The organism is bacterium (assembly GCA_026398675.1).
Classification (GTDB): domain Bacteria; phylum RBG-13-66-14; class RBG-13-66-14; order RBG-13-66-14; family RBG-13-66-14; genus RBG-13-66-14.
Map to the genome: position 1 here is coordinate 1 of JAPLSK010000067.1, position 10,189 is coordinate 10,189.

8 protein-coding genes are annotated in these 10,189 nt (G+C 66.7%); 7 read left to right on the top strand and 1 reads right to left on the bottom strand.

What is annotated here, in order from left to right; all coding sequences use genetic code 11:
* Nucleotides 1–11: 11 nt before the first annotated feature.
* A complete protein-coding gene (locus NTW26_01305; GenBank protein ID MCX7020911.1) occupies nt 12–1,199 on the bottom strand; it encodes an aminotransferase class I/II-fold pyridoxal phosphate-dependent enzyme in 1,188 nt (395 codons plus the stop codon).
* Between the two features lie 156 nt (nt 1,200–1,355).
* On the opposite strand from NTW26_01305, the gene NTW26_01310 reads away from it, so the two are divergent.
* The 7 genes from NTW26_01310 to rnc all read left to right on the top strand — a co-directional run bounded on the left by NTW26_01310 (nt 1,356) and on the right by rnc (nt 10,031).
* Nucleotides 1,356–1,868 (top strand): hypothetical protein, encoded by a 513-nt coding sequence (locus NTW26_01310; protein ID MCX7020912.1) that lies wholly within the window; start codon nt 1,356–1,358, stop codon nt 1,866–1,868.
* A gap of 435 nt (nt 1,869–2,303) precedes the next feature.
* Nucleotides 2,304–3,869 carry a ribonuclease Y gene (gene rny, locus NTW26_01315; GenBank protein ID MCX7020913.1) on the top strand — a complete coding sequence of 522 codons (1,566 nt, stop codon included), beginning with the start codon at nt 2,304–2,306 and terminating at the stop codon, nt 3,867–3,869.
* Between the two features lie 24 nt (nt 3,870–3,893).
* On the top strand, nt 3,894–5,165 hold the full coding sequence (locus NTW26_01320; GenBank protein ID MCX7020914.1) for an ABC transporter permease: 1,272 nt from the start codon (nt 3,894–3,896) through the stop codon (nt 5,163–5,165).
* A 137-nt stretch (nt 5,166–5,302) separates the two neighbouring features.
* Nucleotides 5,303–8,122, top strand: a complete 2,820-nt coding sequence (locus tag NTW26_01325; protein ID MCX7020915.1) for a BamA/TamA family outer membrane protein — start codon at nt 5,303–5,305, stop codon at nt 8,120–8,122.
* Between the two features lie 639 nt (nt 8,123–8,761).
* A complete protein-coding gene (gene rpmH, locus NTW26_01330) occupies nt 8,762–8,896 on the top strand; it encodes a 50S ribosomal protein L34 (protein ID MCX7020916.1) in 135 nt (44 codons plus the stop codon).
* 87 nt (nt 8,897–8,983) lie between these two features.
* A complete protein-coding gene (rnpA, locus tag NTW26_01335) occupies nt 8,984–9,346 on the top strand; it encodes a ribonuclease P protein component (protein ID MCX7020917.1) in 363 nt (120 codons plus the stop codon).
* Nucleotides 9,336–10,031, top strand: coding sequence for a ribonuclease III (gene rnc, locus NTW26_01340; GenBank protein MCX7020918.1), 696 nt, complete (start codon nt 9,336–9,338; stop codon nt 10,029–10,031). The genes rnpA and rnc overlap by 11 nt, the downstream gene beginning before the upstream one ends.
* Nucleotides 10,032–10,189: the final 158 nt, after the last annotated feature.

Here is a 10,189-nt window from a genome sequence, read left to right on the forward strand (position 1 = left end):
CAGTCCAGACGCTACATCTTCGCCAGGGCCTGCTCCATGTCCGCGAGCAGGTCGTCGGCGTCCTCGATCCCCGCGGCGACGCGGACTAGTCCCGGCGTGATGCCGTACCGGGCCTGCTCCTCGGGGCTCATGGTGGAGTGCGTCATGCTCGCCGGGTGCTCGATGAGGGTGGCGCAGTCGCCCAGGGAGACGGCGACCGTCATCAGCCGCACCGAGTTTATGAGCCTGGCGCCCGTCTCCACGCCGCCGGCCACGTCGAAGCTCAATATCCCGCCGGGGCCCAGCATCTGCTTTTTGCCGATTGCGTACTGCGGGTGCGATTCCAGGCCGGGGTAGCGCACCCGCACCACCTTGGGGTGGCCGTCGAGGAAGCGGGCCAGGGCGACCGCGTTGGCCTGGGACCGCTCGACGCGCAGGTGCAGCGTTTTCAGCCCGCGCAGAAGGAGCCAGCACTGGAAGGGGGCGATGATCCCGCCCATGTCCGTGCGCCAGTCGCGCGACTCTTCCATCAGCTCCCGGGACCCGCAGTACGCCCCGGCCACCGCGTCCCCGTGGCCCCCGACGTACTTGGTGCAACTGTGGAGCGCGACGTCGGCGCCGTGTTCCAGCGGCTGCTGGAGGTACGGGGTGGGGAAGGTGTTGTCCACCACGAGGAGGGCGCCGTGGGCGTGGGCCACCTCCGCTGCGGCGGCGATGTCGGTGACGGCCAGGGTCGGGTTGGCCGGCGTCTCGACGAAGACCAGCCGCGTGTCCGGGCGCATCGCCCGCTCGATGTTCACCGCGTCGGTGGTGTCCACGAAGCTGACCTCGATGCCCAGCTTGGGCGCGAGGTGCTCGAAGAGGGCGAAGGTGCCGCCGTACACCGCGTTCCCCGAAACGACGTGGCCCCCGTGGGCCGTGTGGCAGAGGATGTTGTGAACCGCGGCCATGCCCGAGGCGAAGGCCAGCCCCTCGTCCGCCCCCTCAAGGTAGGCCAACTTCTTCTCGAAGACCTTGACGGTGGGGTTGTCCAGCCGGCTGTAGATGTAGCCGTCATCCTCACCGGCGAAACAGGCGGCGCCGTGCTCGGCCGATTTGAAGGCGAAGGTGGAGACCTGGTAGATGGGGGTGCTCACGGCGCCGGTGACGGGGTCGTGCTCGTCCCCGCCGTGGACGAATCGGGTGCCCCTTCCGGGGCGCATGGGGGGTTCGGGGCCCATTCGTTGCCTCCCGTCGCTCGCGGGTCCTTGTGTGATGCCGTAGCCTGAAACCGGAACGCGGTGATTATAGGTTCTGCCCCCCGCGTTGTAAACGTCGGGCTTACCCTTTCGGCGGTTAACTGGTATAATCCCCCCGAACTCCTCTCCTGGTGACCGATGCCCGAGGAAACGCACCCCGGCGGCTTGGACGAGCAGTTGCGGAGCTGGTTCGCCTACCAGGACCGGCGTCGCGAGCTGCGCGCCGCGGCGCGGCGTTTCCGGGCGGCCTACCTCGCCGGGCGGACCCGGGAGGAGGGGACCATCTCCCCCCACCTCGTGTACCTTCTCGGCTTCTTGAAGCGAAGCCGGGCACTGGCCCGTCTGTCCTACGTCGGCGGTGACGGTCAGGTGCGCCGGCAGCGGCTGGTGGAGCTTTACGAGCTGGATTCGCCCCATTTCTGGGTTTACGATTTAGGAGGACCCGGGACCGACGCCGGGCGTTCCCGCAGCGGCCGTCTGGTGCGCGTGGACGGGTGGCGGACCATCCTTCTCCGGCCGTTGGTCTTCCAGACCTTCCGCCCCCGCAAGGAGGTCATCGAGCGGATCGCCCGACTCCGTGGCCGGGAGGCGAAGCGGAGGGTCCGGCGCCTGATGCACAGCCTGGACCGCCGTCGGCGGGGGATTTTCTGACCCGGCGTTTTCTTTGGGGCACCGTCCGCACGCGGGCGGTTTTTTTTGACTCTTACGGGGACCATTTTAGATAAGGGGCGCATCCACAATAACTTGTTGACTACACGGACCGGATGTTGTTACACTCCAACAGAGTTGTATCTCGCCGTAGCCGACGGGGCTGACGGACGGGCATCTCGTTTTCGGAATCTCGATCCCTTTGCCGGGTTAATCGCTTCTTTTTCGTGTCACCGACCGGGAAATCTAAAAGAGCCGTGAAAAACCTAAAACGCGTTAAGGTAAAGTTCCGGAACATCACCACGGTTCTCGATCCATCCCCCGGGTCTCGCGACACAAATCGGTAACCCCGCCCCGGTGGCCCGCCCAGCCAGCCCCGTCTCAATTTTTCTCCAACGAGCGCCTCGGGCGCTTGAGACGGGGTGATCCCCAGTGGGCATCTTTTCCCCCCCCTATCTTTATATATCCCTGGTCGTGATTCTGGTCCTCGGCGCGGGGCTGGGCTATTGGCTGCGCCGCATTTTCGCCAAACGTCGGCTGGCCTCCGCCGAGGAGACCGCCGAGAAGCTCCTGGTGGACGCCCGCAACGAGGCCAAGTCCATCGTCCGGGAGGCCAAGCTCGAGGCCCGGGACGAGGCCTCGGCCATCAAGCTCCAGTTCGATAAGCAGGCCGACGAGCGGCGGGGTGAGCTCCAGCGCATCGAGAAGTGGCTCTCCTCCAAGGAGGGCCAGCTCGAGAAACGCGAGTCCGAGCTCGACGAACGCCTGGAAGAGGTGAAGGCCAAGGGGAAGAAGCTCGAGGAGCTCGAGGCCACCCTGACCACCCGGGAGGGGCATCTGGTCAAGCTCATTGACGAGCAGATGCGCCTTCTGGAGCACCTGAGCGGGATAACGGCCGAGGAGGCCAAGGCGCTCCTTTTGGAGGACCTGCGCGCCGAGGTGGAGCACGAGTCGGTGAGGCTCTTGAAGGAGATGCGCGAGGAGGCCCAGGCCCGGGCCGAGGACGAGGCCCGTAAAATCATCACCAACGCCGTCCAGCGCATCGCCAGTGATCAGGTGTCCGAAATCACGGTCAGCGTGGTCCAGCTCCCCTCCGACGAGATGAAGGGGAGGGTCATCGGGCGCGAGGGTCGCAATATCCGGGCCTTCGAGATGGCCACCGGCGTGGACGTGGTCGTGGACGACACCCCCGAGGCGGTGATCCTCTCCGGCTTCGATCCGGTGAAGCGCGAGATAGCCCGGCAGACGATGGAGAAACTGATCCAGGACGGCCGCATCCACCCGGGGCGCATCGAGGACATCGTCGCCAAAGTATCGGCGAAGATGAAGACCACCCTCCGGGAGGCGGGCGAGCAGGCGGCCCTGGACACCCACGTGCAGGGGCTGCACCCCGAGGTGGTGAACCTCCTCGGCCGGCTCCGCTACCGGACGAGCTTCGGCCAGAACGTCCTGCAGCATTCCCTGGAGGTCTCGTATCTCGCCGGGATGATGGCGGCGGAGCTGGGTCTCGATGAGAAGCTGGCCCGGCGCGCGGGTTTGTTGCACGACCTCGGCAAGGCCGTGGACCACGAGATTGAGGGGACGCACGCCCAGATCGGGGCCGACCTGACCCGCCGCTACAACGAAAAGCCGCCCATCATCAACGCCGTCGAGGCGCATCACGACGCCGTCGAGCCCGCCACTCCCGAGGCGGTGCTGGTGATGGCCGCCGACGCCCTCTCGGCCGCCCGGCCCGGCGCCCGCCGCGAGACCCTCGACCTCTACATCAAGCGGCTCGCCAAGCTCGAGGAAATCGCCGACTCCTTCCCCGGCGTCGAGCGCTCCTACGCCATCCAGGCCGGGAGGGAGATAAGAATCATCGTGAACCCCGAGGCCTCGGACGACCGCCAGGCCGAAGAAATTTCCCACCTGGTGGCCCGCCGCGTCGAGAAGGAAATGGAGTACCCCGGCAAGATCAAGGTGACGGTCATCCGGGAGCGCCGGGCGACCGACTACGCCTCGTAAGGCGAACCATTCAGGACCCAGAGGGTGAAGCCCGGGAACTCGCTTCGGCTGATTCTGGCCAACCTCCGCCGTCATCGGCGGCGCAGCGTCCTTTCCTCCATGGGGATAGCCCTGGGGATTGCCGCCCTGGTGTTTTTGGTCGGCCTGGGCCAGGGGGTGCGCCGGGAGGTCATCGAGGGCATCCTGGCCAAGCTCCCCTTGAACGAGGTCATCGTGACCCAGGGCCCGGGGCTTCTGGGCGAGCCGGCGCCGCTGGACGACGCGGCGGTCGAGCTCCTGGGGAGCCGCCCCGGCGTTACCGCAGTCTACCCCGCCCTCACCGCCGTCTTCCCCTGCTCCCTCAAAGGGGTGACCATCGGCCCCTTCTCCCTGCCCACCTTCCGCACCGACATGGGGGTGGACGGCTGGGACCCGCGGATGATCGAGGCCACGAAGGCGGACTACCGCACTGTCGCTCTCTCGCCCGGTGAAATACCCGTCATCCTCTCCCCCCAACTCCTGGATTTCTACAACGAGGGTTTCGCCCCGGCCAACGGCCTCCGGCGCCTGTCCGCCGACCAGGCCCTCGGCACGCGCCTGGGCATTTTCCTGGGGCGGTCCAGCTTCGAGCGCGAGGCCTACATCGAGCGCACCGGCGTGGTGGTCGGCTTCTCGCCCAAGGCGGTGGTGCTGGGGGTGACGATTCCCCTGGATGAGGTCGAGAAAGCCGCCCGGCTGACCGGACGGACCGGGTCGGAGGGCTACACCCGGGCCTACGTGGTCTGCGCCGACACCCGGGTCGCCGCCGAGCTGGGGGCCTTCGCCCAGGACTCGGGCTTCGAGGTCGAGACCAGCCGCGAGGCCGTCGAGAAGGCCGGCCTGACCATTGACACCGTCACCGCGGTCCTGTCCATCGTCGCCGTGATAATCCTCTTGATCGCCGCCTTCAGCATCTTCAACAACTTCAGCCTCCTGGTCAGCGAGCGGAGTGTCGAGATAGGCGTCCTACGCTGCGTGGGCTGCACTAAGGGGGACATCCGCGGCCTCTTCGCCGGCGAGGCGGGTATAATCGGTCTGGTGAACGGTGTCGTCGGCGTCTTGTTGGGCTGGGGGTCCACCGTGATGGCCAATGCGCTCCTGGTGGAGTACCTGCCCGATTTCACCTTCAAGCCGAAGAATTTCTTTTACCTCCCCTGGTGGCTCTTCGCGAGCGGCGTTCTCCTGGCGCTTCTGGTGGCGGTCGTATCCGCCTGGCTACCGGCGCGCAGGGCCAGCCGCATACCTCCCGCCGAGGCGCTCCGCAAGCTGGAGGCCTAGGCGCCGCCGCGAGGCAAAGGGTTTAACCGAGCGAAGCGAGCTACGCCCCCGGCGAACCGAGCTATGCCTCTGGCAAACCGAACGAAGTGAGCTACGCCTCTGGCAAAACCCCTTGTCTCCGCTCTACCGGGCACGTCATGAACCGAGCGAAGCGAGCTATGCCGTCGGCAAACCGAGCGAAGCGAGCTACGCCTCTGGCGAAACCCACCCTCCGCCACATCCTGCCGTTACTCCTCATCCCCCTCGCCGCCTCGGCCTACTCCACCTTCGGCCAGAACAAGGTGGCCTACCGCGACCTGGACTGGCAGGTCCTGGCATGCGAGCACTTCGACGTCCACTTCTATCCCGAGGAACAGGAGCTGGCCGGCATCGCCGCCGAGCTGGCCGAGGGGTACTACGACGAGCTGGCGCTCATCTTCGGCTGCACCGTGCCGTGGCGCGTCCCCGTCTTCGTCTACGCCGACCGGACCAGCTTCCGGCAGACGCAAATCTACGCCGGGTTCCTGCCCGAGTCCGTGGGCGGTTTCACCGAGTACATGAAGGGGCGGGTGGCCCTGCCGAACGGGGGCGACCTGGCCGACTTTGCCCACACCCTACACCACGAGCTGGTCCACGTCTTCGTTTACGCCCTCCTGCGCTCCTCGGTGGCGGGGCGCGGCGTCGCCAGCTACGCCCGACCCTCACTCTGGTTCGAGGAGGGGCTGGCCGAGTATCTCAGCCAGGGCGCGAACACCGAGATGGACATCTACGTGCGGGACCTGGTGCTAGAGGAGAAGGTCGTCCCGCTCACCGAGCTGGAATACTACGGCCCGGTGTTTCTCTTGTACAAGGAGGGCCAGTCCGCCGTGGCGTACATCGCCGAAACCTACGGCGAGGACGCCCTCTTCGATCTCGTCCGCAGGTCGTACTCGAGCGAGTACTTCAGCGTGGTCCTCCGGGACGCGCTGGGGATTGAGCTCGATCAGTTGGACCGGGACTGGCGGAACTGGCTGAAGCGGCGCTACTACCCCGAGGTCGCCGACCGGGTGTTCATGGACGAGGCGGGGGAGCGCCGCACCGGCGAGGAGGAGATGGCGCTGGCCCCGGCCTATGCCGAGAAGGACGGCGTGCCGGGTTTCGTCTACCTCTCCGACTACCTGGGCTACCAGGGTCTCTTCTGGGCGCCGCTCGAGGGGGAAATAGACCACACGAGCCTCCTCATCGCCGAACGGGACCCCGCAATTGAAAGCCTGCTCATGTTCGCAACCTCCATGGACGCCGACCCCGCCGGGCGGGTGGCCTTCGTCGCCGACCGCCAGGGGCGGGACGAGCTCTGCGTCTATGACCTGAGCTCCGGCGGCGTGACGGATCGGTACACCGTGGGGGACACCGTGGCCCTCTCGGATCCCTCCTGGGACGGGGGGAGGATCGTCCTGGCCGGGTTGGACGCGAGCGGCGCCTCGGACCTCTACGTCGTGAACGCGGCCAACGGTTCGGTGGAGCGGCTGACCCGGGATTTCGCCTACGAGTCGAACCCCGTCTTCACTCCCGGCGGGGAGGCGGTGGTCTTCGCCTCGAACTCCGGGGGCGGTTTTCTCTCCGGCTACCGGAACCTCTTCCGCCTGGAGCTGGACACCGGGACGGTGGCCCGCCTGACCGAGGGGCCCTGTAAGGATTCCGACCCCTTCTTCGATCCCGGGGGCCGGCTGTGCTTCACCTCGGACCGCGGGGGCGCCGCCGACCTATACCGCCTGGAGGAAGACGACTCCGTCACGCGCCTGACCCGGCTCTTCACCGGGGCCTGGAACGCCTCCTTCACCCCGGACGGCCGCGTCCTGTGCGAGGGGCTCCAGGGGTACCAGTTCGGCGTATACCTCCTCGATGGGCTCGAGGAGCAACCCGCCGAGGAAGCCCCGGCGGTCGCCGCGGAGGAGGAGCTCCCCAGCCTGGCCACCCGGGAGGAAATTGGCGAGGTCCACCCCTACAGGACCGAGTTCACCCTGGACGTCGTCCGCTCCGAGATCGCCTACGACCCCGAGTTCGGCACCGGCTTCGGCACGGCCCTCGGGCTGACCGACCTCACCGGCGACCAGCAGATTATTTTTCAGATCTACTCGGTGGGCCAGGGCTTAGACAATTTCTTCGACTACCTCAACGTCGCCGCGACCTACGTCAACCGGAGCCGCCGTCTGGTGTGGGGCGTCGGGGCTTTCCACTATGTGGACGAGTACACCGACTACACCACGCTCATCCCTTACTACGAGAGGCGGTACGGGGTCGTCGGACTTTGCAACTACCCCTTCAGCCGCTACATCCGCCTGGAGGCGAGCGTCGTCGCCCGGGGGAGCGAGCTCCACGACTACATAGACGCGACCTGGACCAACCGCCCCCTGGCCTCGGCGTACCTGGGGTTCGTTTTCGACAACACCCTGTGGGACTTGATCGGGCCGGTGGACGGCGCCCGGGTGAGCCTGTCGGCGGGCCAGACCTTCGATCTCTCCACCGGGAGCGCGGCCTACGACTCCTTCTGGGGCGACCTGCGGTACTACCTGCGCACGAGCCGGCGCTCGACCCTGGCCACCCGGGTCGTCGGTCAATTCTCCGACGGTCCCGACGCCCGCCGCACCTACTTCGGCGGTTCGCTATCCATGCGCGGCTATCCCTTCGGCTACTTCAACGGCACCCGCCTCGTCATGGGCAACCTCGAGTGGCGTTTCCCGGTGCTGGACTACCTGGCCCTGGGGTTGCCGGCGGGCACCATCGCCTTCACCCACGTCGAGGGCGCGCTCTTCTTCGACGCGGGGACCGCCTGGGATTCGGGCGAACAGTTCCCCGGTCTCGAGGGGGACTTCGGGGTGGGGCTGCGTCTGGGGCTGGGGCCCTTCGTGGCCCTGCGTTTCGATTTCGCCTGGCTCACCGATTTCGCGGAAATTCAGCGGGAGGCGGAATTCCAGTTCTACATCGGCTGGAACTACTAACCCTGCGGCGGGGAAAGGATTCCCCACCCTACATCATCGCAGCGTGGGTGTGAGGGCTGCCGCCTGTCCCCTCTCCCTTCCAGGGAGAGTCTCGCCTACGGGTTAGGGTGAGGGTCGGGGCATGAAAGCGGCGGGGAAAGGATTCCCCGCCCTACGTCATCGCATAAGGTACAAGCCGGGGTAAAGTGTGCCGTGGTCCCCCTCTCCCTTCCAGGGAGAGGGCTAGGGTGAGGGTCGGGGCATGAAAGCGGCGGGGATTAAAATCCCCGCCCTACATCATCGCAGCGTGGGTGTGAGGGCTGCCGCCTGTCCCCTCTCCCTTCCAGGGAGAGGCTTGCCTACGGGGTAGGGTGAGGGTCGGGGCATGAAAGCGGCGGGGAAAGGATTCCCCGCCCTACATCATCGCAGCATTGGTGTGAGGGCTGCCGCCTGTCCCCTCTCCCTTCCAGGGAGAGGCTTGCCTACGGGCTAGGGTGAGGGTGAAGGTGAAAACGCGAAAGGGTATGATTCTTAACCATTACGGCCATCACCATTAGATGTAGGGGCGACCGTTCATGGTCGCTCTCGCAAACGGGTTGACAAACGCCGCCCGTCTGGGTTAACCTTTGCGCCCGCGGGAAAAAACTCCTGGGAGCACGGATGAAACGAACTTACCAGCCCAGCCGGATCAAGCGGAAGCGGGACCACGGTTTCCGCAAGCGGATGAGCACGAAGGGCGGCCGTCTGGTCATCGCCCGCCGCCGCGCCCGGGGCCGCAAACGGCTCACCCACTAATCCGGCGCTCCCGGTCAGCCGTCAGGCGAGAGAGGTTCCCGCGAGGGGCCTTTTTCACATCCGCCCCGGATGGGTTACAATAGACCGATGCGCCACCCGTACCCACGCTCGGCGAGACTGACCTCCGCCCGGGACTTCCGCCGGCTGTTCCAATCGGGGAGGCGCCTGCAATCGGGCCCGCTCCGGCTCGTTTGGCTGACCAAGGGAGTCGAAGGGCTGCGATACACGACGGTCGCGGGGCGCAAGGTCGGGAAGGCGGTAGTGCGGAACCGCGTCCGCCGCCGCCTGCGCGAGCTGTTCCGCGTAAACCGGCACCTCTTCGTTGCCCCCGCTTATCTGGCGCTGGTGGTCGGACCGGGGGCGGGGGAGTTGCCCGGAAGCGAGCTGCGCCGCATGGCGCTGGAGCTGTGGGACCAGGCCGGTCTCCTGGAGGGTGAAGATGGACCCTGAATTCACCGAGTTGAGGCGGAGGGTGCGCGAGTTGTCGGGCCTGAACCTCCGGCGGACCGACCTCCTCGCCGAAGCCTTCACCCATCCGTCCTGGAGCAACGAGAATCCGGAGTACTCACGCGATTACCAGCGCCTGGAGTTCGTCGGCGACGCGGTGATAGACCTGGTGGTGGCCCGGGAGCTATACGAGAGCCGCCCCGGTGGCGACGAGGGGGACCTCACCCAGGAGCGGTCCGCCCACGTCAAGGGCGATAACCTCGCCCGGATGGGGCGGGAGCTGGGGCTCGGGGAGTTCGTGCGGCTGGGTAAGGGGGAGGAGCAGTCGGGGGGCGCCGATCGGAACGGCCTGCTCGAGGACCTCTTCGAGGCGCTGATCGGCGCGATTTTTCTGGAGTACGACTACACCGCCGTGGCCGGATTCATCCTCGGGGTTCTCCTGGGGGTGACCGTGGACGGGCTGGAAACCTCGGACAACCCCAAGGGGAGGTTGCAGGCGCTCTGCCATCGGCGGAGCCTGGAGATGCCCGCCTACGAAGTGGAGGTCAGCGGACCCGACCACGAGCGGTACTACAGGGCGCGCGTGCTCGTGAACGGCGCGGTGAAGGGCGAGGGGGAGGCTGGAACGAAACGCCTGGCGGAGGCGAAGGCCGCGGCTCGGGCGCTGGAGCTCTTGGGGGAGGATTAGGCGCCGGGGCGTCCTTCCAACGTGCACCTGAATGTGGGGCGGGGATTTTTGTTCCCGCCGTTTATTTTATAAGGTAGCCCTCACCCTTAATCCCTCTCCCACAGGGAGAGGGAAACCGCCGCACCCCTCACCCCCATCCCCGTCGGCGCGCCGCTCCC